A 26,066-nucleotide genomic window follows, 5' to 3' on the forward strand; every position below is an offset into this window, starting at 1 on the left:
CCGGCGTGAGACGTGGGCGCATGTTGCAGGCCAGGGCTGCCCTACTCCCTAAACCAGTATCGCCTCCACCATCTCGATGGCACGGCGCACTGGCGGGTCGTGGCGGGCCTCGTGGTGGGTGACGAGCCATTCGTCATGGCCGATCTCGGCGATCTCGTCCGACTGGCGCTGCAGCCCCGGCTCACCATCGCCCACGAAGCACGGCAGCACGATCCGCCCCATCCCCGCCAGCGCCAGATCGAGCCCCAGCGGGATGTCGGAGACGGAGGTCAGGATCTCGCCGCCATGGTTCGCCTTCACCCAGCGGTCCGACGGCGTGGTCGCCGTGCCCTCCGGCAGGGCGATGAAGCCGGGCACATCGGCCGAGGCCGCATAGACCGCGTAACCCACTCGCCGCGTGACCTTTCCGGCCAGCCAGCTCTGCTCAGGCCTGCGGTTGCGGATGCCGATATCCGCCTCGCGCCGGGCGATATCCACCCGCGCGTTCGAGGCCAGCAGCTCCGGCACCCAGCCCGCCCCCGCGCTCCAGCGCCCCGCGAGACCCCGCGCCACGTACCGCGCCGTCCATGAGCCGGCGGTGATGCGCACGCGAGGGGCGGGGCTCTCCGCCGCGGCCCAGCGGTCGAGCCTCTGGGCCGCGTCGCGGAGCGCCGCCGCCTCCTCCAGAAGCGCCCGCCCCTCGGCGGTGAGCGCATAACCGCGCTTGCCGCGCACGAAGAGGCGGCGGGAGAGGGCCCGCTCCAGCGCCGTCATCCGGCGCGAGAGTGTGGCGAGGCTCGTGCCGGTGCTCCGCGAGGCCCCCGCGAGGCCGCCGGCATCCGCGACGGCCACGAAGAGGCGCAGGTCGTCAAGCGAGTATCGTTCCATTCCTGCAAGTCCTGTTGCGGCATTCGCGGCTGATAACGTGTCGCCAGGCTGGCTAGCTTCCCCCTCATCCTATCAAAAATGAGAGGGCCCGCCATGACCATCCTTCCCGTCACCATCCCGAAGCCGCCCACCAACGACCCGCTCACGGAGCGGGAGATCATCGAACGCCGCATCGCCCGCGAGCGTCGCAACGCCGGCCGCCGCCGCAGGATTGGGCTCTATCGCCGGCTTCGGCGCCTCATATCGGGGCAGAGGGCGCGGCCACGGGTTGAAATCCACCTCCCGAAGGGCCAGTGCTAGACGGGCAGGGACGTCGCCCGTATCAGGGCCCCGCTAGCGCTAACGAAGCGTTGCCCGAGGCCGCCGGCCCGGGCCGCGCGCACGCCCGGAGTTCGCATGGTATCTCGCGTCATTCCCGTCGACCCGTTCGACCTCGTCATCTTCGGCGGCACGGGCGATCTCGCCCGCCGCAAGATCCTTCCCGGCCTCTTCCGCCGCTTCCGCGCCGGGACCATGCCCGAGGAATCGCGCATCATCGGCTCCGCCCGCTCCGAGCATACGGACGAGGAGTACCGGCAGATCGTCTCTGACGCGATTGCCGAGTTCGGCGGCGACGAGAAGGACGACAAGACCAACCTCGACGCCTTCCTCGGCCGGCTGCACTACGTGCGCGTCGATGCCGCCGGCGACGAGGGGTGGGAGGATCTCTCCGCCCTGATGCGCGACGGCGTCATCCGGGCCTTCTACTTCTCCGTCGGCCCGTCGCTCTTCGGCGCGCTGGCCGAACGGCTGCACCGCCACGGCGTGGCGGATGATGACAGCCGCATCGTGGTGGAGAAGCCGTTCGGGCGGGATCTCGCCTCGGCCCGCGAGCTCAACGAGACGCTGCGCAGCCATTTCGACGAGCACCAGATCTACCGGATCGACCATTATCTCGGCAAGGAGACGGTGCAGAACCTGATGGCGATCCGCTTCGGGAACGTCCTCTTCGAGCCGCTGTGGAACAACCACTATATCGACCACATCCAGATCACCGTCGCCGAGACGGTGGGCGTGGAGGGGCGCGGCGCCTATTACGACAAGTCCGGCGCCATGCGGGACATGGTGCAGAACCACCTGATGCAGCTGCTCTGCCTCATCGCCATGGAGCCGCCGGCGATGTACGAGGCCGACGCGGTGCGCGACGAGAAGCTCAAGGTCATCCGCGCCCTGCAGCCGGTGGATTACCACCATCTCGTCCGTGGCCAGTACGACCAGGGCACCGAGGGCGAGCCGGGCTACCGCGAGGATGCCGGTGATCCGCGCAGCTTCACCGAGAGCTTCGTGGCGCTGCGCTGCCATATCAACAACTGGCGGTGGGCCGGCGTGCCCTTCTACCTGCGCACCGGCAAGAAGCTGAAGGCGCGCACCTCCGAGATCGCCGTCGTCTTCCAGGATCTCGGCCATTCGATCTTCGAGGGCGACGAGAAGCGCCACCGCAACATCCTCGTCATCCGCCTGCAGCCCAACGAGGGGATCGACCTGCAGGTGACCATCAAGGAGCCGGGGCCGGGGGGGATGCGCCTGATCGACGTGCCGCTGGACATGACCTTCGCCGATGCCCTTGGGCCGGAGGCCGAGGACGTCCCCGACGCCTACGAGCGGCTGATCATGGATGTCTTCCGCGGCAACCAGACGCTCTTCATGCGCGGCGACGAGGTCGAGGCCGCCTGGGCCTGGACCGATCCGATCATCGCCGGGTGGGAGGCGCGGGGCGACGTGCCCAAGCTCTACGAGCCCGGCACCGCCGGCCCCGACGATTCCGCCATGCTGCTGCATCGCGACAACCGTCGCTGGCGCGACATCAAGGCCTGAAGACATGGAACTCGTGACCTATCCCGACGTCGAGATCATGATGATCTCTCTTGCCGACCGGCTGGCCAGCGAGCTGCGCCGCGGGCTGGAGCAGAATGACCGCGTCTCTGTCGCCGTGCCCGGCGGCACCACCCCCGGGCCGGCCTTCGATGCGCTGTCGGATACCCAGCTCGACTGGGGGCGCGTCGACGTGATGCTTACCGACGAGCGCTGGGTGGGCGAGGATTCGCCCCGTTCGAACACAAGGCTGCTGCGCAAGCGGCTGCTGACGGGCCGGGCCGCGGCGGCCAACCTCGTGCAGCTGCGCGCCGATACCGAGACACCGGAGGAGGGGCTGCCCGCCCTGATCGAGGCGGTTGAGGCGGCGCTGCCGCTCACCTCCGTCGTGCTCGGCATGGGTGAGGACATGCACACCGCCTCCATCTTCCCCGGCGCCGACCGGCTGGAGGAGGCGCTGCACGGCAAGGCGACGCTGCTGCCGATGCGCGCGCCGGGCGCGCCGGAGCCGCGGATCACGCTGACCGCCCGGGTGCTGAACGACGCGATGAACCGGCACATCCTCATCCGCGGCGCCGCCAAGCGCGAGGCGCTGGAGAAGGCGCGCCACATGAGCGCGGACGAGGCGCCTGTGGCGGCGATCCTTCGCGGAACCGTCGTCCACTGGGCCGAAGACTGAGCCGGCGGAGAGGGCCGGATCGCGGCCGGGCCTCCCGCCCACCCACCCCGGCCCGCCCGCGATCCGGCGCGCGAGGCCACGAGCGAACAGGAGAGACCCCATGTGGGATGAACTGAAGGCCCATCACGAGGCGGTCGCCGGGCGGCGGATCGAGAGACTGTTCGGGGCCGACGAGGCCCGGGCGGAGACCTTCTCCCTCACCGCGCTGGACATGCTCTTTGATTACTCGAAGACCAACATCGACGCCGCCGGCCTCGGCCTGCTGATCGACCTTCTGGACAAGGCGAAGGTCGCCGAGCGGCGCGACGCCATGTTCTCCGGCGCGAAGATCAACGAGACCGAAGGGCGGGCGGTGCTGCACACCGCGCTGCGCAACCTCGACGGCGACGCGGTGATTGTGGACGGGCAGGACGTCATACCCGGCGTCCACGAGGTGCTCTCGCGCATGGAGGCCTTCGCGGGTGATGTCCGCTCCGGCGCCTATGCGGGGCAGGGCGGCAAGATCACCGATGTCGTCAACATCGGCATCGGCGGCTCCGACCTCGGCCCCGCCATGGGCTACCGCGCCCTGTCGCCTTATGCCGACGGCCCGCGCTGCCACTTCGTCTCCAACGTCGACCCCGGCGACATCGCCGAGGTGCTGCGCGCCTGCGATCCGGCAACGACGCTGGTCATCGTCGCCTCCAAGACCTTCACGACCATCGAGACGATGACCAACGCCCGCACCGCCCGCGCCTGGATGGGCGAGACGGTGAGCGAGCCGGCGGCGCAGTTCGCCGCGCTCTCCTCGGCCGTCGACAAGACGTCGGACTTCGGCATCGACCCCGCCCGCGTCTTCGGCTTCGAGGACTGGGTCGGCGGCCGCTATTCCATGTGGGGGCCGATCGGCCTCAGCCTGATGATCGCCATCGGGCCCGAGGCCTTCCGCGCCTTCCTGCGCGGCGGGCAGGCGATGGACCGGCACTTCCGCGCCGCCGAGTGGCACGAGAACATGCCGGCGCTCCTCGCGCTCGTCGGCATCTGGCACAACCAGATCTGCGGCCACGCCACGCGGGCCGTCCTGCCCTATGACAACCGTCTTGGCCGGCTGCCGGCCTACCTGCAGCAGCTGGAGATGGAATCGAACGGCAAGAGCGTCGGCATGGACGGCAAGCCGCTGACGACCGACAGCGGCCCCATCGTCTGGGGCGAGCCGGGCACCAACGGCCAGCACGCCTTCTACCAGCTCATCCACCAGGGCACCCGCGTCGTGCCGGCTGAGTTCCTCATCGCCGCCGAGGGCCACGAGGAGGAGCTGCACCATCAGCACCAGCTTCTGGTGGCCAACTGCCTCGCCCAGTCCGAGGCGCTGATGAAGGGCCGCACGCTGGACGAGGCGCGCGAGAAGGTTGCGGCCAAGTTCGAGGGCGACGAGCTGGAGCGTCAGGCCGCCCACCGCGTCTTCCCCGGCAACCGCCCCTCCACCACGCTCGCCTACCCGAAGCTGACGCCGGAGATGCTGGGCCAGATCGTGGCGCTCTACGAGCACCGGGTGTTCGTGGAAGGCACCATCCTCGGCATCAACTCCTACGACCAGTGGGGCGTGGAGCTGGGCAAGGAGCTTGCGACAGCCCTGCAGCCCATCGTCGAGGGCAAGGAAGAGCCGGCGGGCAAGGATGGCTCGACGGCCGGGCTCGTCACTTTCCTGCGCAAGAACGGTACCTGACCGGGGCCCTTCATCTGGCCCCAAATATGCCGGGGGCCCCGGGGGTCGGGCCCCTGGTCCCGTACTCTCAATTCTCGAACCGCCAGCGAAATGCAAAGAGGGGCGCCGACATCCCGGCGCCCCCCTCGCTTTTCGTCAAATATCCCGGGGGGTGCGGGGGGCAGCGCCCCCCGCCTGTCGGCGCTCAGGCGGCGGCCTGCCCGCCGGAGGGGCGAGCCCGCTCCCAGACGGAGTTGGGGAAGGGCACCAGCACCTTCTTGTCCTCGTCCCAGAGCTTCAGCGTGAAGCAGTAGAGCGCCTCGCGCGGCTCGATCGTCGGCAGGTGGAACTGCTCGCGCGCCGCGAGGTGGCACTTGCGCAGGCGGTAGGAGGGGACGTTGGCGTTGAAGTGGTGGATGTCGTGATAGGCGATGTTCGCCGTGGCGATATCCCACCAATGGCCGAAATCGAGCGCTGAGGAGCCCTTCAGCGCGGCGATGCGCGGCTTCAGCGTCGGCTTGCGGTCCCAGTAGGTGTGCTCGAAATTGTGCTGCAGGTAGACCTGCGCGACGCCGAGCACCGCCGCCACCACCACCGTCATCCCGTAGACGGCAAGGCCGGTCCAGCCGCTCACCCACCAGATGAAGCCGAGCCAGATCGCCAGCCCGAGGTTCTGCACCATCACGCCCTTCCAGCCGACCTTCATGGTGTTCTTGGGCCAGCGGTAGCGGAGGGCATAGGTGAGCGTGCCGCCGATGGGCAGCAGGAAGAGCGGGTTGCGGAGCGTGCGGTAGGCGATCCGCTTGAGGGGGCCGGCCTCCTCCCACTCGCGCACGGTCATCGTGTAGATCTCGCCGGTATCGCGCATGTCGAGGTTGCCAAGGTGCGCGTGGTGGCGATTGTGGTTGTACTGCATGGCCCGGTAGGGCGTCAGCGTGAAAAAGCTCAGCGCGATGCCGGCGATGTCGTTTTGCCGGCGCGTCTCGAAGAGCGTGTAATGGCCGCAGTCATGCTCCAGCACGTAGAGGCGGACGGCGGCGAAGGCGTTGACGACGACTATTGCCGCCACCAGCCACCACGCCCCCTCCAGCGCCGCCCAGACGGCGGCGAAGAAGGTCGCGAAATAAGCGATGAGGTTGCCGAAGTAGGAGAGGGCGGCGATGCGATTGTCCCGCTCGCACCATTGCCGCGTGAATTCGCGGAGGGCGCGCTCCTGGGCTTCCTGAACGTCGGTCATGGGTCTGTCCTCGGGCCTTTCGGCGAAAGGTTAATCGAGGCCGGAGGGGGAATGCAATTCCTTGCCCGGCGGCAAGGCGCGCTGCCCTGATCAGTCTGGAAAGGGGAGTGGAGCGGGTAGCGGGAATCGAACCCGCGCGTTCAGCTTGGGAAGCTGACAGGCTACCATTACATCATACCCGCCGCAGGAGCGTGGACTACGCCGGGCGCGGGGCGCCGTCAAGAATGTCCGTGCGGCGTGGCGGGCAGGGTGGGCCTCCGCCCGGCCCCTCAGCCCCGGCGGCGCCGCCGTCCGCCGCCCTCGCCGCCGCCGCCCCCGGCGTTGAAGTTGACGTTCGGCAGGCTCGCCACGGTGGCGAGGTTGGGGAAGGGGTCCACCGCGTGGGGAATCGCGTTGGCGTTCACGAAATGCTCCTGGAAGCGCGGGGCGATGGCCGTCTCGACCTTGACGATCTTGCGCGCCAGCGCCTCGATCTCCGCCCGGGCGGAGACGTTGCAGAGCGCGATCCGCGCGCCCGTGCCGGCGGCGTTCCCGGCGGAGGTGACCTTCTCCAGCGGCGCATCGGGGATCATGCCGAGCACCATCGCGTGCTTGGGCGAGATATGCGCCCCGAAGGCCCCCGCGAGCACCACCTTGTCCACTTTCTCCACCCCGCGCTCGTCCATCAGCAGCCGGGCGCCGGCATAAAGCGCGCTCTTGGCCAGCTGGATGGCGCGGATGTCGCCCTGCGTGACCAGCACCCTCGCGCCGCCCTCGGCACTGCCGTCATGAATCAGGTAGCCATGCGTGCGCCCCTGCGGCTCGGACCGCGCCGTCCCCGTCGCCTCGGCGGAGCCGATGAGCCCGCGCGCGTCGAGGAGGCCGGCCATCCGCATCTCCGCCACAGCCTCGATGATGCCCGAGCCGCAGATGCCGGTGACGCCGGTGGCGGCCACAGCCTCGGTGAAGCCCGGATCGTCGGACCAGAGGTCGCAGCCGATCACCTTGAACCGCGGCTCCTTGGTCTGCGCGTCGATCTCCACCCGCTCGATGGCGCCGGGCGCGGCGCGCTGGCCGGAGGAGATCTGCGCCCCCTCGAAGGCGGGCCCGGTGGGGGAAGAGCAGGCGAGGACGCCGTCCTTGTCGCCGAGCAGGATCTCGGCATTGGTGCCGACGTCGACGATCAGAGTCAGCTCCTCCGCCCGGTCCGGCCGCTCGGCCAGCGCCACGCCGGCGGCATCGGCGCCCACGTGGCCGGCGATGCAGGGCAGCAGGAACAGCCGCGCCGCCTCCGCCATGCCGGTCAGCCCCAGCTCGGCAGCGTCGAGCGAGAGCGACTCGGAGGTGGCGAGCGCGAAGGGCGCCTGGCCGAGCTCCACCGGGTCGATGCCGAGGAGCAGGTGGTGCATCACCGGGTTGCAGACGATCACCGCCTCGAGGATGTCGCGCGGGGTGATCCCCGCCTCCTCCGCCAGCGAGGCCGCGAGCTCGGAGAGCGCGGCACGCACGACGCGGGTCATCTCGGCGGCGCCGCCTTCGTTCATCATCGAGTAGGAGACGCGGGACATCAGATCCTCGCCGAAGCGGATCTGCGGATTCATGACGCCGACGGAGGCCTTGACGGAGCCGTCCCGCAGGTCGGTCAGGTGCGCGGCGATGGTGGTGGAGCCGAGGTCGATGGCGAGGCCGTAGAGCCGCCCTTCGTAGAAGCCGGGCCAGATGTCGAGGATGCGGTGCGCCTCGTCCCGGTGCCCCTTGTGGAGCGCCACGGTCACCGCCCAGCCGCCCTTCCGCAGCGCCGGCTGCAGGCGCGCCATGAGGGGCAGGGGGGCCGTGACACGCTCGACGCCCCATTCGCGCTGCAGCGCCTCTACGAGGCGCTGAAAGTCGCCCGAGGGCTCGTGCATGTCCGGCTCAGGGACCTCGACATAGGCGAGCTTCGTCGCCGGGTCCATGACGATGGCGCGCGCGTCGGCTGCCTTGCGGACCACCTGCCGGTGGACCTGGCTCTCCGGCGGCACGTCGATGACCATGTCGCCCTGTACCTCGGCCTGGCAGCCGAGCCGGCGGCCGGGCTTCAGCCCGCGCACCCGGTCATAGCGCTCCTCCACGGCGTTGATCCCGGAGAGCGCGCCCTCACGCGCCGTCAGGCCGAGCTTGGGGAAATCGCCGAAGCTGGGGCTCACCTGACACTTGGAGCAGATGCCCCGCCCGCCGCAGACGGAATCGAGGTCCACCCCCAGCTGCCGGGCCGCCGCCAGCACCTTCGTGCCGGCCGGCACCCGCCCCCGCTTGCCGGAGGGCATGAAGACGACGAGGGGGTCCTGGGACATGACGTTCTCCTGCTGCGCGCCTCTCACTAAGCACCGGCGCGCCGGCCCGCAATCGCCCGCCAGCGGCACCCCGCCTGCCGATCCCGTCAGGAACACCGGCCCGCCCCTCGCTTTTCCCGAAGTATCCTCGGGGGGGCTGGCGGAGCCAGCCGGGGGGCAGACTGCCCCCCTCCGCCGCCGCCCATCGAAGCGCCATCTTCCATTCCCCGCCCCCCGCACCTACCTTCCCACCCATGCGAGGCATGGGCCGGCTCCAGAAAACAGACGCCAACCTCTCCGGGCAGCCCGTCGACGGCTGGGCGGTGATCCGCCGTGTCATCCCCTATCTCTGGCCGAAGGGCGAGACGGAGGTGCGCGTGCGCGTCGTCGCCTCGCTCGCCATGATCCTGCTCTACAAGCTGATCAGTGTCGCCACGCCCCTCGTCTACAAGCTGGCGGTCGACACGCTCTCCGGCGACGCGACCTCCACCGGCATGCTCGTCGCCTGGGGCGCGGTGGGGCTGACGGTGGCCTACGGGCTCGCCCGGCTCTTCACGAGCGGTTTCCAGCAGGTGCGCGACGTGATTTTCGCCAAGGTTGGCCAAAGGGCGCTGCGCCTGCTGGCGCTGGAGACGTTCCAGCACATCCACCAGCTGTCGCTGCGCTACCACATCACCCGCCGCACCGGCGGCCTCTCCCGCGTCATCGAGCGGGGGACGAAGGGGGTGGAGTTCCTGCTGCGCTTCGTCCTCTTCTCCATCGGCCCGCTCATCCTCGAGCTGATCATGATCGCCGTGGTGCTGGCTGTCCTGTTCGACGCGTGGTTCCTTGCCGTCGTCGCCGTGGTCATTGCGCTCTACACCGCCTTCACCTTCAAGGTGACGGAGCTGCGCGTGAAGATCCGCAAGGAGATGAACGACCAGGACACCGACGCGAACCAGAAGGCGATCGACTCGCTCCTCAACTTCGAGACGGTGAAATACTTCTCCGCCGAGGCGCGGGAGGCCGGTCGCTACAACATCGCGATGCAGGCCTATGCCAGGGCCGCGGTGCGCACGCAGCAATCGCTCGCCTTTCTCAACTTCGGGCAGAGCTTCCTCATCACCGCCGGGCTCGTCGTCGTCATGGTCATGGCCGCCATCGGCGTGCAGCGGGGCGACATGACGGTCGGCGATTTCGTCGCCGTCAATTCCTACATGCTGCAGATCACCATGCCGCTGAACTTCCTCGGCACCGTCTACCGGGAGATCCGGCAGGCGCTGATCGACATGGCCGACATGTTCGGCCTGCTCGACCAGCCGCCGGAAGTGAAGGACAAGCCCGGCGCCCCGGCGCTGCAGGTCCGCCAGGGTGTCCTGCGGTTTGAGGATGTTGAGTTCGGCTACGGGGATGGGCGGCAGATCCTCAAGGGTGTCTCCTTCGAGGTGCCGGCCGGCGGCACGCTCGCCATCGTCGGCGCCACGGGGGCGGGCAAGAGCACCATTGGGCGGCTGCTCTTCCGCTTCTATGACGTCACCGGCGGGCGGATCACCATCGACGGGCAGGATCTGCGCGAGGTCACGCAGCAGAGCCTCCACGAGGCCATTGGCGTGGTGCCGCAGGACACGGTGCTCTTCAACGACACCATCCGCTACAACATCGCCTATGGCCGCGAGGGCGCCAGCCAGCACGACATCGAGACGGTCGCCCGCGCCGCCTCCATCCACCGCTTCATCGAGAGCCTGCCGGAGGGCTACGACACGCAGGTGGGCGAGCGGGGGCTGAAGCTCTCCGGCGGCGAGAAGCAGCGGGTGGGCATCGCTCGAACCCTCCTGAAGAACCCGCCGATCCTGCTGCTCGACGAGGCGACCAGCGCGCTCGACACCGGAACGGAGCGGGAGATCCAGGGAGAGCTGAAGGCGATGGGGCACGGCCGCACCGTCATCTCCATCGCGCACCGCCTCTCCACCATCGCCGATGCCGACCAGATCATCGTGCTGGATGAGGGCGAGATCGCCGAGGCGGGCACCCATGCCGACCTTCTGGACAGAAGCGGGCTCTACAACGCGCTCTGGAGCCGGCAGGCGCAGGACGTCGGCTCACTGGCGGCGGAGTAGGGGGGCGGGGCCTCATCCAGAGCTTCAGCCGGGGCCTCAGGTCGTGATCTGCAGGCCGGCGGCGTAGATGATATGCGGCCGGTCGAAGCGCAGCTGGTAGAGCTGCATCGCTTGCTCCGCCTCGCGGGTGATGAACGTCCCCTCCACCAGCCGCGCCGCGGGGATGGCGGCGCCGGGATTGCCGAAGATCGCCTCCGCCCGCCAATCGCGCAGATGCACCAGCGTGCCGGCGCCGAGCAGCACGTCGGCTTCGGGCCGAAAATGGCCGAGGGAGCCGGCGCGGATGCAAACGGGCGCGTGCGTCAGCTCGGTCATCGAGACCTCCTTCAGCCGGGCCATGCCGCTGTCGAAGGTGATGATCCGCGAGCCGGGCGCGAGGGTCTCGATAGGGGCCTCGCCGTCCAGAGTCAGCACGAGCGCCCCCGCGGGCAGCCCCGCAGCGTCGTCGCCTTGCGCGACGTGCATCGCTTCGCTCCGGCTCGTGGCCTGGCGCATCGGCTCCCCATCCATGGACGCTGCGCCATCTTTGCCCTGAATGTGGCGAATTTTGGGGCGGCGGCCGGCCGGCCCCCGTGCCTTTTGGCTCGCATCCCTCCCGGGCCTTTGCTAGATCGTTTGAGGTTTCGGCCGGGCGACGCCCGGCCCGGGACAGGCGGGTGTGGCGGAACCGGTAGACGCACCAGATTTAGGTTCTGGCGCCGCAAGGCGTGGGGGTTCAAGTCCCTCCACCCGCACCAACCCCGAAAGACAGGGAAATTTCTGCTTTTATGCGGCTGCTCAGGCCGGGTGCCACCCCAAGTTTCGCAATTTGTTTCGCACATTCACGTTCTGGACTTGCTCTGTTCTGAGGCAGCTTCTGTTCTCGGGCAGCCTTGACGGTCGTTACCTCACTCTGGAAGAACCGTTCGGTCGATATCGGCCCCTAGCGGCCCTTCGAGACTCGGGTGGAGCTTTCCGCGCTTGGTCCACAGCGGAAGTTCGTCCGTCAGTCGGCGATACCCGCCGCCAATCAGCGAGTGCCGTGGGACGCTTCTCGCGGCGTGGCGCTATGAAGCTTGGGCAATCTCCTTCGGCCCATCTGGCGTATCGTGAAAAGGCGTCAGAACGAGGTGCGGCAGCCCGTCCGATGTCGCCTCCATTGTCCGCCCGTCCGCCAACAGGACGCCGCGCAGGCGCCGTCGGACCACCGGCACCCGGGCGAAGCGCGAGACGTCGAGCGGCGCGTCGAGCTGGATGGCGAGCCGAGTTCCCGCCTCCTCGGCCGCGGCCCCCACCACCGTCCCGATGAAGGGCCGGTCGAGATAGCGGCCTGCGACCCGGTCGCCGGGCCGCAGGCCCGCCGGGTCCACCGCCTCGGGCAGCGCCGCGAGGCGGGCACGGTGAGCGTTCCAGTCCCGGGCACCGGCGGCATGGGCGACTTGCTCCAGTGCCTCGGAATGGGTCACCAGCGTGCCGGCCTCGGCGAGGCGCACGCGCAGCGCACGCGCCGCCGTCTTGGCCGCTTCGATCGCCGCCGCGCTCATGCCGGCACCAGCGCGGGGCGCCGCGACACGACGAGGAAAGCAAGCCCTGCCAGAAGGAGGCTCGCCGCCGGCCAAGCCAGCCAGATCGCCTCCGGGCCGACCACCGAGGCGAAGGCGACGATCCCCATTGGCAGCACCAGAAAGGGCCTTGCCAGGGTCAGCACCGCCGCCTCCGCCGCTCGGCCTTGCGCCTGGAGCCACATCGCAGCCGCCAGAACCGGCGGAACCAGCGACCAGGCGGCGACGGTGAGGCGCAGCTGGCGCACGGCCTCGGCCACCACCGCCGGCTCGGCCACGAACAGGCGCACCAGCGGCACGGGGGCAAGCTGGACCGCCGCCTCCACCATCAAGCCCCAGCCCAGGGCGGCCAAGAGCGCGATGTGCAGGGCGGCGCGCACGCGATCCTGGCGGCCGGCCCCGGCATTGCGCCCGGCGACCGTCTGCACCGCGAGTCCAATCGCCATTGCCGGCAGGAAGGCAAGTGCCAGCAGGCGGTTCACCACGCCATAGGCAGCCAGCGGCTCTGCCGTGCCGCCGATCACGGCGAGGACGACGGCCGAGACCAGCGCCATGCCGACGAAGGAAAGGCTCACCGGCAGGCCCAGCGCCACGATCCGCGGAGCCAGTGCCAGAACGGCCCGTGCGCCGGCCGGCCGGGCGCATCCGCGCACCCGGATCGCGAGGACCAGGGCCAGCGCCTGCGCCGCCACAGTCGCAACTGCCGAGCCGGCGACGCCCCAGCCGAGACCGGCGACGAACCACAGATCCAACGTCCCGTTCGCGGCCGTCGCCGCCAGCATGATGCCGGCCACCGCACCCGCGCGGCCCTCCGTCCGCGCCGCGTCGCCCCACGCGGCGCCGAGGAGCTGCACCGGCAGGCCGACAGAGGTGATCCAGAGGTAGTCCCAGGCCATCCGACCGATCGGATCGTGGGGCAGCAGCGCGGCCCCGCCGAGGATAAGGAGCCCGGCCGCCACCACGCCCAGCGCCAGCGCCAGCGTCTGGGCCGCGGCGAAGACAGCCCGGGATTGCCTGACGTCACCGCCTCCCAGCGCCCGGCCCATCAGGCTCGCCGCACCGGCGCCGGCCAGCGTCGACAATGCCACCGCAACCATCGCCGCCGGAAAGACCATCGCCACGGCCGCAACGGCTTCGGCGCCGACCACACGGCCGAGGATGGCGGCGTCGATCACGCCGTGCAGGCCGGACAGGGTGAGGACCGCGGCCATGGGCACCGCGGTGGTTAGGAACACGCGCCCCACGGGGCGGTCGAGAAAGGGGTCTTCGGTCGACGGGATAGGGCCCGACATGACACATCGCTCCGCTCTGGCGGTCCTGTCGAGACGGGGGCCTGCATTGCCCATCAGTGGACCGCGCCAGAAAGGATATCGCGATGTCGTCAGGCCGGCTTCACCAAGGCTTGCGCCCGCAGGCGGCAGGTGCCGGCAACCTGCGAGCCCGCTACACCCACGCCGGCCGCCGCGTCAAGCGCGACAAGCCGCGCAACGAGGGTGGCAGGCCACGGACGAGCCGGAGATCGCGGTCAGCTTCGTGCCGATGCCAGCCCGGATGTGCCCGACTGGGCAAGGTGCGGGGTGGCCATCAAAGCTGCCATTGGCGCGGCCACGAAGCGTTCCGTTCCCGATGAAGGTCCGCTCTGCGGAGCTTCGTGCCGTTCGCTGCGGCCGCCTGATTTACACTCCACTCGCAAAGGCCTTCGGCAGGATGGTCGCGCATGGGACGTTTACCGCGTCTCGCATGAATGCCCGACTTGCCACTGTCGTTGGAAAGCCGTCAGCTTCGTAGTCTTTTGGTCGCAGTCTGCCGCCGAAGGTCGTGAAGATGCGCTTCCACGGCGGGGTCCGTGGTGAGCGACAGCGCCATCCCGAGGCTCGCGTCGGCCTCCTCTGCCTGGCCTGCGAGCGTGGCGACGCGCGCGCGGGCGACAAAGAAGGGTTGGTGCCGCGCCACACGGTCCGCAGCCAGGGCGTCGAGTCCGGTGAGCGCGCGTGCCGCGTCGCCTCGTTCGGCCATCACCACCGCCTGGTCGATGCGAGCGCCGATACCATCGGTGTGACCGACGAGAAGATCGTAGAGCGTGGCCAGCGCGTCGAGGTTCAGCCGCCCGGTCATCGGGCGTTGGACATGCACCGACTGGATTGCGGCCTCGCACTGGAACCGCCCAAAGCGCGCCGTTTGCGCGGCGCGGATCAGGAGCCCCTCGGCCTCCATGATCATGCTTCGGTCCCATAGTCGGGTATCCTGCCGGTCGAGCGGCACGAACGCGCCCGCCTTATCGCGTCTGGCCGCACGGCGGGATGAGCAGTAGATCATGAGGGCGAGGAGGCCCTTGGGCTCAGGCTCCTGAGGCATCAGGGCAACGATGAGCCGGGCGAGCCAGATTGCCTCGTTTGTCAGGGATTCGGGCGCTTCGGGACGCTCAAGGTCGTCCCAGCCCCGGCCGAAGGCCGCGTAGACCGCGTCGAGCACGGCGCCGAGCCGCTCCTCGAGGTCCGCCGGCTCCGGCAGTTCGAACCTGAGCCCGGCATCGCGAATGCGTGCCTTGGCGCGGACGAGCCGCTGGGACATTGCGGCAGGTTCCACGAGGAAGGCCTGCGCGATGCGCGCCGCATCGATCCCCAGGACGGCCTGGAGCATGAGGGGCGTGCGCGCCGCCGGGGCGATCGCGGGGTGCGCACAGACGAAGAGAAGTCGCAGGCGGGGGTCGGGGAGGTCGTCACCGCTGTCATCGGGAAGAGCGCGCAACGCGATCTCGGGCTCGGCCGAGCGGCGCACATGACCCGCGCGGGCGGCGTTCTTCAGGCGGTTGCGGGCGGCGGTGAGAAGCCACGCCTCCGGGTTTGCGGGCACCCCCCGCCGCGGCCCGGCAGAAAGCGCGGAAACCAGAGGCTCCGACAGCGCGTCCTCGGCGGCCGCGATGTCGCGCGAGCGGTGCGCGAGGATCGCCAGGAGCTTGCCGTAGCTGGCCCGGGCCGCCTCCTCGGCGATCCGGGCCGTGTCAGAGCTGTCAGGGCCCGCGCTCACGAGGGCGGCGCGGGCATCGGCAGGATCGGGCGCACCTCCACCGAGGCCGAGTGCGCAGAGGGCGCCTGAGCCGCCCAGTCGAGTGCGGCATCGAGATCCGGGGCCTCGATCACGAAATAGCCGCCGAGCTGCTCCTTGGTTTCGGCAAAGGGGCCGTCTTCCACCCGGCGTTTGCCGTCTCGGATACGCAACGTGGTCGCCATCGCAGGCCCCTGGAGACCATCTCCCTTCACGATGACGCCGGCCTGCGCCATGGCGCCGATGAAGGCATTCCAGCCGCCCCAGTATTCCTGCGCCTGGTCGGGGTCGGCCCGGCGGGCGAAATCCTCAGGCGTCTCGTTGAGAATCAGCATGAACTGCATGTGTCTTCTCCTCGTTGTGTGAATTAGCACAGCCCGGTGTCAGGTACGCGCATCAGGATGGCGGCTCGTCGCGAAAAGCGCGGCTGCGACAGCGACGACGAAGGTGATGATGACGATCTGCGGCGCGCCGATGGCAGCGAAGACTCCGTGGATGGCATCGCCGACCCAGAGCGCGACATAGGCCAAGAGCGAGGCGGCGAGCACCGGCTGCGCCAGCGCGTGCCGGAAGAGGAGAAGGACGCTCCCCAGGAGACCGCTGACGACCCCGATGCCGAAGGCGAACGTCATCCAGCCTGGATAACCCATCATTACATCGGCCTGTTCGGGCGTGAGCCCCGCGGCCAAAAGGCTCTCGGCCGTCGCGGTGGTGGAGCCGACAAATTGGGCAACTCCGAAGAGGTTCCAAGCCACTCCGCCAACTGCGGCGACCGAGAGCCAAAGCGGGGCGTGCAAGGCACGCGGGGAAAGGGAAAGGGCGGGCATCGGTATCTCCTTGCGTTCAGAAAGGACGCCGGAATGGCGGCTTCTGACGCAATGACACCTTGGCTCGGACAATTTCGACAAACTGGGTGAATTTCTCTCACCCAGATGCCTGCGGCTCCTATTCGATGCGTCGCACCAAGGTCGCGCAGACATAATGGATGACGTGCAACCTGCGCGGTGCACCTGCTCGGGCACATTGAGCGTCGCACTGAAAGAAACCGTGCTCGGAGCGACTGCCGCAAGCCAGAAAGCAAAGTCAGGTCTCGACATGTCTGGACAAGACAACATCGAAGAAGCGATCGGCCCATGCACCATCGAAATCAGGGCGTGGAACGCTCCGCACTCATCCCGGCTGGAACAACTCCACGAGCATCCCCTCGTTGTCGCGGATGAAGGCGAAGCGCGCTCCGCTGCCGTCGGGAACGTCGCGGGGCGGGGCGACGATCTCCACCTGCCGGTCCCGCAGTTCGGCGACCGCCGCGTTGAGATCGGCCACGGCCAGCGCCAGATGCCCGATCCCGCCGATCCGGAGGTTCGTGTCGGGGCGGCGCCGGTCGTCGCTCATTGGCGCGGCCGCCTCGTCCTGGAAGAGCTCGATCCGGATGTCCCCGCGACCGATGAAGGCCGCCCGCACGCCGGGCCAGCCGTAGGTGGAGAGCAGCTCGAAACCGAGCGTCTCGCGATACCAGGCGATGCTTGCGTCGAGGTCGCTCACGGTGGCGCCTACATGGTGAAGGCCGGAGAGGGCGATGGTCTGTGTCATGTCTTCGATTTCCGTGTTGATGAGTTTGTCCGTCAATGGACGTTGGATGATCGCTCTCCGGGCACTGGACGTGGTCGAGCGATTGCCGCCACGAATGGTGGCATCAAGGCTTCCGATCCGCCGGACCGCCCGCGACCTCCTCAGAGCGCCGCTGAGGCCAGCACGTCCCGCATCGGCACCGGGTCGCGGCCGAGAAGGCGGGTGAGCGTCGGGTCGGTGGCGGCGAAGTCGCCGTCGCGGGCGGCGCGAAAGGTTCCCAGGAGCATCTCGGCGTAGATCTTCGGGATCCCGGCGGAGATCCTCTCGTTCACCCAGTCCTCGTCGGAGAGGACGGTGTGGCGCACCTCGTGCCCGAGGACCTCGGAGGCCATCGCGGCGATCTCGGCCATCGTCACAGCCGCGGTTGCGGTCAGGGGCGGAGTGATACCGTCCCACTCCCCGTCCGATGCCAGGATCGCGGCGTCCGCCTCGGCAAGGTCCGCCCGCGCGGTCCAGCTCACCGGCCCGTCCGCGGGCACCCGCAGCTCGCCGCTCTTCAGTCCATCGCCGATCATGTGCAGGCAGCTTTCGGCATAGAAGCCGTGGCGAAGAGAGGTGAAGGACACGCCGCTGGCCTCGAGATCCCGCTCGGTCTCCCAGTGCTGCGCAGCCGGCGAGAAGGACGAACCCGGCCGCGCGCCCATGTGGCTGGTATAGAGAATGCGCCCTGCGCTTGCGGCCCTGGCCGCATCGATCGCGGCGCGATGCAGGGCGCGTGCCTCGTCGCCGAGCTTGTCGGCCGATACGATCAGGACCTGCGCCCCGCCGGCGAACGCAGCTTGAAGGGTTTCGGGCTTTGCGAAGTCGCCGTGACGGACTTCGACACCGAGATCGGCGAGGCCGGCGGCCTTTCCCGGATCGCGCACGCTGCCGACGATCTGCCCGACCGGTCGGCGGGTCGAGAGAAAGCGGACAATGTCCTTTCCGAGATGTCCGGTCGCGCCTGTGACGATAAGCATATCGGTCTCCTCTGAGCAGTGCGGCGGGCTGGTCCATCCAGCGCCGCCGTGACAGGGATCTGGCTGTTCTTGATGCCGGTGACTACAGGTCAGATTTCGAATATGGTGTTCTCCATGCAGAACAGCGGCTCCCTCGACGACCTCGCGATCTTCCACACCGTCGTCCGCGAGGGGGGCTTTCGCGCCGCCTCAAGGCGGCTCGGCCTCGCGCCCTCGAAGATCAGCACCACGGTCGCGCGGATGGAGGCGGCCTTGGGCGTGCCGCTCCTGCGGCGGACGACGCGCAGCGTCTCGACCACCGATGCCGGCCGCGCGCTGGCGGACCGGATCGGTCCCCTTCTCGCCGGGCTCGACGCCGCCCGCGCCGAGGCGGCGGAGGGCGCGGACCGGGTGCGCGGGCGTCTCAGGCTGAACGTGCCCGGGGCCGTCATGCCCGACGTGCTGCCGCCGATCCTCGCCGCGTTCCACGCCCGCCACCCGGAGGTGGAGGTCGAGATCATGGTCGAGAACGGCGTCGTCGACATCGTGGCCGCAGGCTGCGATGCCGGCATCCGCTACGACGAGATCCTGGCGCAGGACATGGTGTCGGTGCCTCTGGGCCCGCGCACGCAGCAAATCGCACTCGCCGCCGCGCCGGACTACCTTCTGGCACGCGGCACGCCGGCGGCGCCGCGGGATCTGACCGAACACCAGGCGATCCGCTACCGCCTCCCGGCCGGCCCGCTCCTGCCCTGGCAGCTCGTGGAGGATGGCAGGACGATCACGGTCGAGCCGATCCCGCGCCTGATCCTCGGCGTGAACGCCATCGACACCGGCCTGAGCTTTGCCCGCGCCGGCATCGGCATCATCGCGACCTTTCGCAGCTGGCTGGAGCGGGACTTCGCGGCCGGCACGTTGATCCCGGTTTTGCCGGACCGCTGGCCCACCCGCACCGGTCCTCGCCTCTATTACCCAAGCCGTCACGCCCCTAGGCCCCTGCGCGCTTTCATCGAGATCTGTCGTTCAGAGACAGTTCCGTCAGGCACCTTGGGATACCAAAACCAAGCCTAGTACTCCGCCTGGCAGGTCTTCCGGGGACGCCGAGCGCCTCACCCGGCGCCCTGACATTTCCAGCATCGAGGGTCTCACGCGTGGACGCCCGCCGCAGATCTGCGGCGGGCGTCCGGTCGCTCCGATGGGCCCGGCAGGGGGCGCGCGTGCCCGCCAAGGGGCGGAGACGAGTGCCGGCCGGGGTGCGAGTGTCAGGCCCCGGTCTCGCCGAGGACCTCTTCGCCGACGTCGTAGCTGGCCACGTCGTAGATCAGCATGTCGCCCGAGCCGTCGGCGTAGTCGCCGCTGCCGACGGTGCCGCTCACGGCGACGTTGAGCATGGGAAAGAGCTGCCCGCCGTCATCGAGCATGTTGCGCTGGCAGCCGACCTCGGCGCCGTCGATGAACCAGTAGATCAGGTCCGGCGTCATGAGGCTGGCATACTCCACCACACCCGCGACATCCGCGTCGATCCGGATCGTCGAGACGGCCTCGCGGTAGTTCTTGCCGCGCGGGCCGGCGTGCTGCCCGAAGCTGGTCATCTCGCCGATGGGCCAGTCGGTGCCCCAGTTGAACTGCTCCATGATGTCGTTCTCCGGCGGCCACTGCCCGCGGCCCTCGTCGTCACAGCCGATCATCCAGAAGGCCGGCCAGGAGTGCTTGCGGTTCGGCGTCTTGACGCGCGCCGTCCAGAGGCCGGTCGCGCCCCGCCACTCCGGCATGTGCCGGGCGTTCAGCATGGCGGCCTGGTAGTGGAAGGTCTGGCCATCGTAGGTCACCGGGGCCGGCAGCTTGCGGCTGCGCAGGCGCACGAACGGGCCAGTGGCATCCTCGCCCCTGGTGATCGGATCCACCGCGCCGGGGCAGGAGTCGTCCATGTAGAGGCCGCGTTCCTTGTTGTCGCTCTGCGTGCGGCCATGGGGCAGGCGGCTCTCCCACACGGCGGTGCCGTCCGCGGCCACCCCGTTCGGCGCATGCGCCATCGTCTGCGGATCGAGGCGCGCGCGCGGCGTCACGCCGCTGACGTCGAAGCAATAGGCGCCGCGGTGAATCGGCAGCTCCGCCGGCAGCTCGTTGACGGCGCCGTCCTCGAACCTGACCTTCACCCAGACGTCGGTCTCGCTGGCGAAGCCGCGCGGCTTGAGGATCACGTGAAAGGAATTGCCCGCCGCGCGCCCGCCGGTGTGGACGTTCACCTTAATGTAGTGACGGCGGTCGTCCCCGGGGCGCCAGACCGGCCTGGGATCGGGAAAGAAGGCCTGCTGGGACGGCCAGTCGCCGACGTTGATGCCGCCGCCGGAGATGTTCTTCACGCCATGGCCGAGGTAGCAGGTCGCGTCGATGTCGCGGTCGGTGTCGACGGGGATGTAGACGATGGCCTGCCCGGGCGGGGCGAGAACGATGTCCGGCGCGAGCAGCTTCGGCTTCTGGAGCCGTTCCCACGGCAGGACCTCTGGCGCGTCCAGCACGACGGGCTCGAAGGCCGGGGGCTCGTCGCGCGTCATTACCTCGAGCTTCGTTCCAAGCTCGGACACCCGGGCGATGCGCAGCCCGTCCTCGACCGGTTGGCCGTTACTCTCGTAGACAATCTTCATCACTGGTACTCCTTGACAGACCTGCCGGCCGATCGGGGGCGCCCGGGCCGAACAGCCGCTGCCGCCCGCCTGACCTCGCCTTCCAACCGCGCCGATCCGGTGAGGCGGAGGTCTAGGCACCGGGGGTCCACGAACTCCTAGGGGTGCGTCCCGGGGAAGAGGTGCGAGGCAACACTGGAGCCCATGCCCCTCGGGTGGTCGGCGCGAGGCTCCGTCGCGCTCAGGGGGGAGCCCCGTGAGAGGAGCGCCCGGAGCGGCCGGGGCCTTGTCCGCAAGGTCGAAAGCGGCCGAACGGGGGCTTGGGCTGGACCTTCGGGCCAGACTCGGGTAGCCGCCATCGACGACGCGGGCGGGGTTTCGCACGGATCCCCTTCGTTCACGCTATGTCTGGCGGAGTTTTCGGGCTAGAAGCCTGTCGCTGGCGCAGCTGCGTGACCTCGGGGGTTCCGGCGCCGCAAGGGCTTGGGGGGCAGGTCCCTCCACCCGCACGATGGATTGGAGTAGAAGGACGGACCATGCAAGTCACCGAAACGCTCAACGACGGGCTGAAGCGCGGCTATCAGATCACCCTGACCGCCTCCGAGCTTGACGAGAAAGTGTTGGGCAAGCTCAAGGAAGCGCAGCCCGAGATCCAGATGAAGGGCTTCCGCAAGGGCAAGGTGCCGATCGCGCTTCTGCGCAAGCAGTTCGGCCCCCGCCTGATGGGCGAGGCGATGCAGGAGAGCATCGACGGCGCCCTGAGCGAGCACCTCGAGAAGAGCGGCGACCGCCCGGCCATGCAGCCCGACGTCAAGATGACGAACGAGGACTGGAAGGAAGGCGACGACGTCGAGGTCACCGTGGCCTACGAGACGCTGCCCGAAGTGCCGGACGTCGATTTCTCCAAGATCAAGGTCGAGCGGCTCGTGGTCGAGGCCGACGAGGCCGGCATCCAGGAGACGCTGGAGAGCCTCGCCGGCTCCGCCCAGAACTTCGAGGATCGTCGCAAGGGCTCCAAGGCCAAGGACGGCGACCAGGTGGTCATCGACTTCACCGGCCGCGTGGACGGCGAGGAGTTCGAGGGCGGCGCGGCGGAGGATTACCCGCTCGTGCTCGGCTCCAACTCCTTCATCCCCGGCTTCGAGGAGCAGCTGGTCGGCGTGAAGGCCGAGGAGGAGAAGGACGTCACCGTCACCTTCCCCGAAGATTACCAGGCCGAGCACCTTGCCGGCAAAGAGGCCGTCTTCTCCGTCACCGTCAAGGCGGTGAAGGAGCCGAAGCCGGCGGAGATCGACGACGAGCTGGCCAAGAAGTATGGCGCCGATGACCTCGAGGCCCTGAAGACGCAGGTGCGCGAGCGCCTCGAATCCGAGTACAATGGTGCCGGCCGCGCCGTCGCCAAGCGGGCGCTGCTCGACGAGCTGGACAAGGCGGTCGAGTTCGACCTGCCGCCGAGCCTGGTGGATGCCGAGGCCAGCCAGATCGCCCACCAGCTCTGGCACGAGGACAACCCGGAGCACCAGGGCCACAACCACGGGGACATCGAGGTGACCGACGAGCACAAGAAGCTCGCCGTGCGCCGCGTCAAACTTGGGCTGCTGCTGGCCGAGATCGGCCAGAAGGCCGAAGTGAAGGTCACCGACAGCGAGCTGACCCAGGCGATCCTCAACCAGGCGCGCCAGTACCCGGGGCAGGAACGTCAGTTCTTCGAATACGTCCAGCAGAACTCCGGCGCCCGCCAGCAGATCCAGGCGCCGATCTTCGAGGACAAGGTGGTGGACCACATCTTCACCGAGGCCGACGTGACCGAGAAGACCGTCACCAAGGAAGAGCTGCAGACGGCCGTCGAGAAGCTCGACGACGACATCTGAGGCGGAGTGCCTTGGCAGATATGGGGGCCGGGAGGGGAAACCTTCCCGGCCCTTTTTTGCGTTTGGGGGCTTTGCTCTCCGGCCCTGCCGGGCCGGCTCGCGGAGCGCGAGAGTTCGGGGCGCGCGCGGGCGGAGAGGGCGGGACCCGGGGGTTTTCCACCCCCGGACCCCCGGAGAGGTATTTGAAAAAGGGCGAGAGCAAGGGGGGGTGGGGGCGGAGGCCCCCACGAAAAAGCGGGAGCCCGGGGGCGGCAGCCCCCGCGGCGTCAGGCGCCGGCGACCCGCCAGATGACGTTGCCCACGTCGTCGGCCATCAGCAGCGACTTGCCGTCCGCGCCCACCTGCACGCCCACGGGGCGGCCGTAGGAGAACTTCTCGTCCTCCGAGAGAAAGCCGGTGAGGATGTCCCGCGGCGGGCCGGAGGGGCGACTGCCCTCGAAGGGCACGAAGATGAGCTTGTAGCCGGATAGGGTCGCGCGGTTCCACGAGCCGTGCTGGCCGATGGCCATGCCGGCGCCGAAGCCGGGCAGGGTGCCGTCGGGGACCCAGGTCAGCCCGAGGGAGGCGGTGTGGCCGCCGAGCGCGTAGTCCGGCTGGCGGGCGGTGGCGACGAGCTGGGCGTTCTGGGGGACGCGGTCATCGACGATCTGCCCCCAGTAGCTGTAGGGCCAGCCGTAGAAGCCGCCGTCCTCGACGCGGGTGAGGTAGTCGGGCGGGGTCTCGTCGCCGAGCCCGTCCCGCTCGTTCACCACCGTCCAGAGCGAGCCGTCGGGGGCGAAGGCGGTGCCGACGGGATTGCGCAGGCCGGAGGCGAAGATGCGCTGCGCACCGGAGGCGAGGTCGATCTCGTGGATGGCGGCGCGGCCTTCCTCCGCCGCCATGCCGTCATCGCCGATGTTGGAGAGCGAGCCGACGCCGGCATAGAGCTTCGTGCCATCGGGGGAGAGGATGAGCGACCGCGTCCAGTGGCCGCCGGGCTTGAAGTTGGCGACGGGGCGGCCGGGGCCTGTGAGGGAGGTGGCGCCGTCCGCATAGTCGAAGGCGATGACCCCGTCGGTGTTGCCGACGTAGAAGGTGCCGTCCTTCAGGGCCATGCCGAAGGGCTGGTTCAGCCCGGTGAGGAAGTCGTGCCGATCGGCCGCGACGCCATCCGTCAGGCCGCGGAAGAGCGTGATGCGGTTGGCGGAGACGCCCATGGCGCCGGCGCGGCCCATCGTCACCTTCGCCGCGTAGTCGAAGGCGGAGGTGGGCTTGCCGCGGGGCGGGATCGCCTCGGCCACCAGCACGTCGCCGTTCGGGAGCACATGGATCCAGCGGGGGTGCTTGAGGTCGCGCGCGAAGGGCGTGACGGTGAGGCCCGGCGCCGGGGTGGGGCGGTGATCGCCCTGCCAGCCCTTGGCCGTCGGCATCTTCAGCGTCATCACCTTCTGGGCGCGCGCCTCGGGGATCTGCGGGGCGCCGCCCATGGCGGCCGGGCCCTCGTGGGCCGAGAAGCGGCGCATCATGATGGCGCCGGCCCCGACGGCGGCGACGACGCGGGCGGCAATGCTGTTGAGGCTCATGGCGGTCCCTTCCTGGCAGACCGGCGGAGCATCGCCCGGCAAGGCGCGGAAGGGAAGGGCGGGGCGTGATTTAGATGAAAGGCGGAGGCGGAAACCACGTGGTCTCCGCCTCCCCTTGTTGCTTGGTCCGGTTCAGAACTGGATGCGGTAGCGGCCGAAACCCTCCGGAGTCGTCTCCTCCGTCGGCTCGATGGTGACGCCCGGCACGCCCTCGGCATAATCGGCGCCGGCGGGGCCGGTGTCGAAGAGCACCGAGGTGCCCTCGGCCATCGGCGCGAAGGACCAGTTGCCGTCGGCGGAGGGGCTGATCGTGCCCTGGTCGACGATGTAGCGGACGATCACGTCGCGGTTGGTGTCCGGCCCCTCGAAGATGATCGTCGAGCCGTCGGCGCCGGGGAAGGAGCCGCCGCCGGAGGCGCGATAGTTGTTCGTCGCCACGACGAACTCCTGCGCCGGGTCGATCGGGGCGCCGTCGTATTCCAGATTGACGATGCGGTTGGCCTCCGGGTTCACGACCACGCCCTCACGGTCGAACTTCGAGGGCTGCGAGAGGTCGATCTGGTAGGTCACCCCGTCGATCACGTCGAAGTTGTAGGAGGGGAAGTCGGGGTTCAGGAGAACCTGACCTTCCTCACCGGGGGTGATCTGGTTGAACATGCCCGCCGAGCGCTCCAGCCAGTCCTTCACCTCGGCGCCGGTGATCTTCACCGCGCGGACGGTGTTGGGGTAGAGGTAGAGGTCCGCCACGTTCTTGATGGCGACGGGACCGGCGGGGACGTCGGTGTAGTACTCCGCGCCGCCACGGCCACCGGCCTTGAAGGGGGCGGCGGCGGAGAGCATGGGCAGGCCGGCATACTCCGTCCCGGCGAGCTGCTGCTCGAGGTACCACATCTGCGCGTTGGAGACGATCTGCACGGAAGGATCGTCGGCCACGAGGGCGAAGTAGGAGTGCAGCGGCGCGTCGGTGTCGCCGACGGCGCGGCGGATGTACTCCAGCGTTTCCTCGTGCTCCTGCTCGACCGCCTCCAGCACCGGCTCGAAGCTCTCAACGGTGGGGACGATGTCGCCGTCTTCGTTGCGCATCGAGATGGGGCGCACCTCGACGCTGCTGCCGGCGATGCGCCAGGTGTTGCCGTCCCGCTCCAGCATCAGGTCGACGAGGCCCATGTGGCTGCCCCAGAAGCCGGCCATGACGCCGGGCTTGCCGGAGATGGTGCCGGCCTCGACATCCACGCCCGGCCACTCGGCGTAGTCGGGGCCCGGGAAGACGAGGTGGGAGTGGCCGGTCATGATGGCGTCGATACCGTCCAGCTCGGCAAGCGGGATGGCGGCGTTCTCCATCATCTCCTCCCACTCAGGCGCGCCGATGCCGCTATGGGCGAGGGCGACGATGATCTCGGCGCCTTCTTCGCGCATCTTGGGGATGTAGGCCTCGGCCGTCTTGACGATGTCGCGCACCTCGACCTCGCCCTCGAGGTGGCCGCGGTCCCAGCGCATGATTTGCGGGGGGACGAAGCCGATGAGGCCGATGCGGATCGGGAAGGTCTCTCCCGAGCCATCGGTGATCTCGCGGTCGAGGATCACGTAAGGAGGGATCAGCGTCTCGTCCTCGGTCGGGGTGGCGCCCATGGAGGTGACGACGTTGGCCGTCACGATCGGGAAGTTGGCGCCGGCGACGGAGCTCATCAGGAAGGGCAGGCCGTAGTTGAACTCGTGGTTGCCGAGCGTGGCGGCGTCGAAGCCGAGCGTGTTCATCGCCTTCATGATCGGGTGGACGGTGTCCCCCTCCATGCCCTTCTCGTAGGCCATGTAGTCGCCCATCGGGTTGCCCTGCAGGAAGTCGCCGTTGTCGACCAGCAGCGAGTTGGTCGATTCGGCGCGCACCGCCTCGATCAGGCTGGCCGTGCGGGCGAGGCCGGCCGTGTCGATGGGCCGGTCGGCGTAGTAATCGTAGGGGTAGATGTGCATGTGGATGTCGGTCGTCTCCATCAGGCGCAGGTGCGCCTGTCCCGCTTGGGCGCGGGCGGAGAAGGGGTGCAGCGCGGCGAGGCTGGCGGTGCCGGCGATGAAGCCGCGGCGTGTCAGGCGGATGGGCATGGGGGTGTCTCCCTGTTGGTCTTCTTGACGGGCCATGCCGTACGGCGCCCGCAT

General features: G+C 69.2%; 21 protein-coding genes and 2 tRNA genes. 8 read left to right on the top strand and 15 right to left on the bottom strand.

What is annotated here, in order from left to right; translation table 11 throughout:
• Window positions 1-48 precede the first annotated feature (48 nt).
• Window positions 49-867, bottom strand: coding sequence for a LysR family transcriptional regulator (locus GY170_RS07485; protein WP_163891647.1), 819 nt, complete (start codon window positions 865-867; stop codon window positions 49-51).
• Between the two features lie 93 nt (window positions 868-960).
• Here GY170_RS07485 and GY170_RS07490 point away from each other — a divergent pair, with 93 nt between their 5' ends.
• The 4 genes from GY170_RS07490 to pgi all read left to right on the top strand — a co-directional run bounded on the left by GY170_RS07490 (window position 961) and on the right by pgi (window position 5,102).
• Complete coding sequence (locus GY170_RS07490; RefSeq protein WP_163891649.1) at window positions 961-1,167, top strand: hypothetical protein; 207 nt, start codon at window positions 961-963, stop codon at window positions 1,165-1,167.
• A gap of 96 nt (window positions 1,168-1,263) precedes the next feature.
• Window positions 1,264-2,721 (top strand): glucose-6-phosphate dehydrogenase, encoded by a 1,458-nt coding sequence (gene zwf / locus GY170_RS07495; protein ID WP_163891651.1) that lies wholly within the window; start codon window positions 1,264-1,266, stop codon window positions 2,719-2,721.
• A gap of 4 nt (window positions 2,722-2,725) precedes the next feature.
• Window positions 2,726-3,397 carry a 6-phosphogluconolactonase gene (gene pgl, locus GY170_RS07500; RefSeq protein WP_163891653.1) on the top strand — a complete coding sequence of 224 codons (672 nt, stop codon included), beginning with the start codon at window positions 2,726-2,728 and terminating at the stop codon, window positions 3,395-3,397.
• A gap of 100 nt (window positions 3,398-3,497) precedes the next feature.
• Entirely contained in the window at window positions 3,498-5,102 is a 1,605-nt protein-coding gene (gene pgi / locus GY170_RS07505) for a glucose-6-phosphate isomerase (protein WP_163891655.1), read from the top strand.
• A gap of 184 nt (window positions 5,103-5,286) precedes the next feature.
• Here pgi and GY170_RS07510 read toward each other — a convergent pair whose 3' ends face one another.
• From GY170_RS07510 to GY170_RS07520, 3 genes are all read right to left on the bottom strand, one after another.
• Window positions 5,287-6,318, bottom strand: a complete 1,032-nt coding sequence (locus tag GY170_RS07510; protein WP_163891657.1) for a fatty acid desaturase — start codon at window positions 6,316-6,318, stop codon at window positions 5,287-5,289.
• A 108-nt stretch (window positions 6,319-6,426) separates the two neighbouring features.
• A tRNA-Gly gene (locus GY170_RS07515) sits at window positions 6,427-6,500 on the bottom strand.
• 87 nt (window positions 6,501-6,587) lie between these two features.
• Window positions 6,588-8,630 carry an ASKHA domain-containing protein gene (locus GY170_RS07520; RefSeq protein WP_163891659.1) on the bottom strand — a complete coding sequence of 681 codons (2,043 nt, stop codon included), beginning with the start codon at window positions 8,628-8,630 and terminating at the stop codon, window positions 6,588-6,590.
• A 242-nt stretch (window positions 8,631-8,872) separates the two neighbouring features.
• Here GY170_RS07520 and GY170_RS07525 point away from each other — a divergent pair, with 242 nt between their 5' ends.
• Complete coding sequence (locus tag GY170_RS07525) at window positions 8,873-10,705, top strand: ABCB family ABC transporter ATP-binding protein/permease (RefSeq protein WP_163891660.1); 1,833 nt, start codon at window positions 8,873-8,875, stop codon at window positions 10,703-10,705.
• A gap of 36 nt (window positions 10,706-10,741) precedes the next feature.
• On the opposite strand, the gene GY170_RS07530 is transcribed toward GY170_RS07525, so the two are convergent.
• A complete protein-coding gene (locus GY170_RS07530) occupies window positions 10,742-11,170 on the bottom strand; it encodes a Hint domain-containing protein (protein WP_163893752.1) in 429 nt (142 codons plus the stop codon).
• A 187-nt stretch (window positions 11,171-11,357) separates the two neighbouring features.
• On the opposite strand from GY170_RS07530, the gene GY170_RS07535 reads away from it, so the two are divergent.
• A tRNA-Leu gene (locus GY170_RS07535) sits at window positions 11,358-11,442 on the top strand.
• Window positions 11,443-11,751: 309 nt separating this feature from the next.
• On the opposite strand, the gene GY170_RS07540 is transcribed toward GY170_RS07535, so the two are convergent.
• From GY170_RS07540 to GY170_RS07570, 7 genes are all read right to left on the bottom strand, one after another.
• Complete coding sequence (locus tag GY170_RS07540) at window positions 11,752-12,228, bottom strand: glyoxalase superfamily protein (protein WP_163891663.1); 477 nt, start codon at window positions 12,226-12,228, stop codon at window positions 11,752-11,754.
• Complete coding sequence (locus tag GY170_RS07545) at window positions 12,225-13,538, bottom strand: MATE family efflux transporter (RefSeq protein ID WP_163891665.1); 1,314 nt, start codon at window positions 13,536-13,538, stop codon at window positions 12,225-12,227. The genes GY170_RS07540 and GY170_RS07545 overlap by 4 nt, the downstream gene beginning before the upstream one ends.
• 484 nt (window positions 13,539-14,022) lie before the next feature.
• On the bottom strand, window positions 14,023-15,273 hold the full coding sequence (locus GY170_RS07550; RefSeq protein WP_163891668.1) for an RNA polymerase sigma factor: 1,251 nt from the start codon (window positions 15,271-15,273) through the stop codon (window positions 14,023-14,025).
• Entirely contained in the window at window positions 15,270-15,635 is a 366-nt protein-coding gene (locus GY170_RS07555; RefSeq protein WP_163891670.1) for a YciI family protein, read from the bottom strand. Before GY170_RS07555 ends, GY170_RS07550 begins: the two co-directional genes overlap by 4 nt.
• Before the next feature lie 39 nt (window positions 15,636-15,674).
• Window positions 15,675-16,118, bottom strand: a complete 444-nt coding sequence (locus GY170_RS07560) for a hypothetical protein (RefSeq protein WP_163891672.1) — start codon at window positions 16,116-16,118, stop codon at window positions 15,675-15,677.
• A gap of 343 nt (window positions 16,119-16,461) precedes the next feature.
• The gene (locus GY170_RS07565; protein ID WP_163891674.1) at window positions 16,462-16,881 is read right to left on the bottom strand and encodes a VOC family protein; all 420 of its coding nucleotides are present in this window, start codon (window positions 16,879-16,881) and stop codon (window positions 16,462-16,464) included.
• Between the two features lie 140 nt (window positions 16,882-17,021).
• Complete coding sequence (locus tag GY170_RS07570; protein ID WP_163891676.1) at window positions 17,022-17,879, bottom strand: NmrA family NAD(P)-binding protein; 858 nt, start codon at window positions 17,877-17,879, stop codon at window positions 17,022-17,024.
• A 114-nt stretch (window positions 17,880-17,993) separates the two neighbouring features.
• On the opposite strand from GY170_RS07570, the gene GY170_RS07575 reads away from it, so the two are divergent.
• Window positions 17,994-18,929 carry a LysR family transcriptional regulator gene (locus GY170_RS07575; protein ID WP_167803305.1) on the top strand — a complete coding sequence of 312 codons (936 nt, stop codon included), beginning with the start codon at window positions 17,994-17,996 and terminating at the stop codon, window positions 18,927-18,929.
• A 191-nt stretch (window positions 18,930-19,120) separates the two neighbouring features.
• Here GY170_RS07575 and GY170_RS07580 read toward each other — a convergent pair whose 3' ends face one another.
• Window positions 19,121-20,503, bottom strand: a complete 1,383-nt coding sequence (locus GY170_RS07580; RefSeq protein WP_163891678.1) for a glycoside hydrolase family 16 protein — start codon at window positions 20,501-20,503, stop codon at window positions 19,121-19,123.
• Between the two features lie 515 nt (window positions 20,504-21,018).
• On the opposite strand from GY170_RS07580, the gene tig reads away from it, so the two are divergent.
• Entirely contained in the window at window positions 21,019-22,353 is a 1,335-nt protein-coding gene (gene tig / locus GY170_RS07585; RefSeq protein ID WP_163891680.1) for a trigger factor, read from the top strand.
• Between the two features lie 266 nt (window positions 22,354-22,619).
• On the opposite strand, the gene GY170_RS07590 is transcribed toward tig, so the two are convergent.
• Both GY170_RS07590 and GY170_RS07595 read right to left on the bottom strand, forming a co-directional pair.
• Window positions 22,620-23,915, bottom strand: a complete 1,296-nt coding sequence (locus GY170_RS07590) for a PQQ-dependent sugar dehydrogenase (RefSeq protein ID WP_163891682.1) — start codon at window positions 23,913-23,915, stop codon at window positions 22,620-22,622.
• A 132-nt stretch (window positions 23,916-24,047) separates the two neighbouring features.
• Window positions 24,048-26,012 carry a bifunctional 2',3'-cyclic-nucleotide 2'-phosphodiesterase/3'-nucleotidase gene (locus GY170_RS07595; protein ID WP_163891684.1) on the bottom strand — a complete coding sequence of 655 codons (1,965 nt, stop codon included), beginning with the start codon at window positions 26,010-26,012 and terminating at the stop codon, window positions 24,048-24,050.
• Window positions 26,013-26,066: the final 54 nt, after the last annotated feature.

It is taken from the genome of Pseudoroseicyclus tamaricis (genome assembly GCF_012070395.1).
Classification (GTDB): domain Bacteria; phylum Pseudomonadota; class Alphaproteobacteria; order Rhodobacterales; family Rhodobacteraceae; genus Pseudoroseicyclus_A; species Pseudoroseicyclus_A tamaricis.

What these genes read in the sequence shown, in the direction of transcription:
- GY170_RS07485 (WP_163891647.1), bottom strand. Translation starts at nt 867, where the DNA reads ATGGAACGATACTCGCTTGACGACCTGCGCCTCTTCGTGGCCGTCGCG.
- GY170_RS07490 (WP_163891649.1), top strand. Translation starts at nt 961, where the DNA reads ATGACCATCCTTCCCGTCACCATCCCGAAGCCGCCCACCAACGACCCG.
- zwf (WP_163891651.1), top strand. Translation starts at nt 1,264, where the DNA reads ATGGTATCTCGCGTCATTCCCGTCGACCCGTTCGACCTCGTCATCTTC.
- pgl (WP_163891653.1), top strand. Translation starts at nt 2,726, where the DNA reads ATGGAACTCGTGACCTATCCCGACGTCGAGATCATGATGATCTCTCTT.
- pgi (WP_163891655.1), top strand. Translation starts at nt 3,498, where the DNA reads ATGTGGGATGAACTGAAGGCCCATCACGAGGCGGTCGCCGGGCGGCGG.
- GY170_RS07510 (WP_163891657.1), bottom strand. Translation starts at nt 6,318, where the DNA reads ATGACCGACGTTCAGGAAGCCCAGGAGCGCGCCCTCCGCGAATTCACG.
- GY170_RS07520 (WP_163891659.1), bottom strand. Translation starts at nt 8,630, where the DNA reads ATGTCCCAGGACCCCCTCGTCGTCTTCATGCCCTCCGGCAAGCGGGGG.
- GY170_RS07525 (WP_163891660.1), top strand. Translation starts at nt 8,873, where the DNA reads ATGGGCCGGCTCCAGAAAACAGACGCCAACCTCTCCGGGCAGCCCGTC.
- GY170_RS07530 (WP_163893752.1), bottom strand. Translation starts at nt 11,170, where the DNA reads ATGCACGTCGCGCAAGGCGACGACGCTGCGGGGCTGCCCGCGGGGGCG.
- GY170_RS07540 (WP_163891663.1), bottom strand. Translation starts at nt 12,228, where the DNA reads ATGAGCGCGGCGGCGATCGAAGCGGCCAAGACGGCGGCGCGTGCGCTG.
- GY170_RS07545 (WP_163891665.1), bottom strand. Translation starts at nt 13,538, where the DNA reads ATGTCGGGCCCTATCCCGTCGACCGAAGACCCCTTTCTCGACCGCCCC.
- GY170_RS07555 (WP_163891670.1), bottom strand. Translation starts at nt 15,635, where the DNA reads ATGCAGTTCATGCTGATTCTCAACGAGACGCCTGAGGATTTCGCCCGC.
- GY170_RS07560 (WP_163891672.1), bottom strand. Translation starts at nt 16,118, where the DNA reads ATGCCCGCCCTTTCCCTTTCCCCGCGTGCCTTGCACGCCCCGCTTTGG.
- GY170_RS07565 (WP_163891674.1), bottom strand. Translation starts at nt 16,881, where the DNA reads ATGACACAGACCATCGCCCTCTCCGGCCTTCACCATGTAGGCGCCACC.
- GY170_RS07570 (WP_163891676.1), bottom strand. Translation starts at nt 17,879, where the DNA reads ATGCTTATCGTCACAGGCGCGACCGGACATCTCGGAAAGGACATTGTC.
- GY170_RS07575 (WP_167803305.1), top strand. Translation starts at nt 17,994, where the DNA reads ATGCAGAACAGCGGCTCCCTCGACGACCTCGCGATCTTCCACACCGTC.
- GY170_RS07580 (WP_163891678.1), bottom strand. Translation starts at nt 20,503, where the DNA reads ATGAAGATTGTCTACGAGAGTAACGGCCAACCGGTCGAGGACGGGCTG.
- tig (WP_163891680.1), top strand. Translation starts at nt 21,019, where the DNA reads ATGCAAGTCACCGAAACGCTCAACGACGGGCTGAAGCGCGGCTATCAG.
- GY170_RS07590 (WP_163891682.1), bottom strand. Translation starts at nt 23,915, where the DNA reads ATGAGCCTCAACAGCATTGCCGCCCGCGTCGTCGCCGCCGTCGGGGCC.
- GY170_RS07595 (WP_163891684.1), bottom strand. Translation starts at nt 26,012, where the DNA reads ATGCCCATCCGCCTGACACGCCGCGGCTTCATCGCCGGCACCGCCAGC.